Source organism: Lysobacter sp. TAB13, assembly GCF_052113885.1.
GTDB lineage: Bacteria > Pseudomonadota > Gammaproteobacteria > Xanthomonadales > Xanthomonadaceae > Lysobacter > Lysobacter gummosus.
Genome location: NZ_JBFRDR010000260.1, coordinates 1 through 416, shown reverse-complemented (window position 1 = coordinate 416; position 416 = coordinate 1). Strand labels below are relative to the sequence as shown.

Annotated in this window: 1 rRNA gene; it reads left to right on the top strand. The window is 51.0% G+C overall.

Features of this window, described 5'->3' with window-relative positions:
• A 23S ribosomal RNA gene (locus tag AB4Y92_RS26085) occupies positions 1-299 on the top strand; the annotation flags it as partial.
• Positions 300-416: the final 117 nt, after the last annotated feature.

Genomic DNA, 416 nt, shown 5'->3' with positions numbered 1-416 from the left:
TCGTGAGACAGTTCGGTCCCTATCTGYCGYGGGYGYAGGAWWWTTGAGAGGAKCTGYCCYTAGTACGAGAGGACCGGGRTGGACGYACCKCTGGTGTACCAGTTGTTCCGCCAGGAGCACCGCTGGGTAGCYAWGTRCGGAMGGGATAAGYGCTGAAAGCATCTAAGCATGAAGCCCCCCTCAAGATGAGATTTCCCAGTATGTAAGACCCCTTGAAGACGACGAGGTTGATAGGTTCGGGGTGGAAGCACAGCAATGTGTGTAGCTGACGAATACTAATCGGTCGAGGGCTTATCCTAAACACGTTTACTGTGACCCATACATCCGGTAGACAGCAGCTAAAAAGGCTTCAGCAAGCCTAATCTTTCGTATCCAGTTTTCAGGGCGCAACTTGATTACCTGATTATAAACAATTG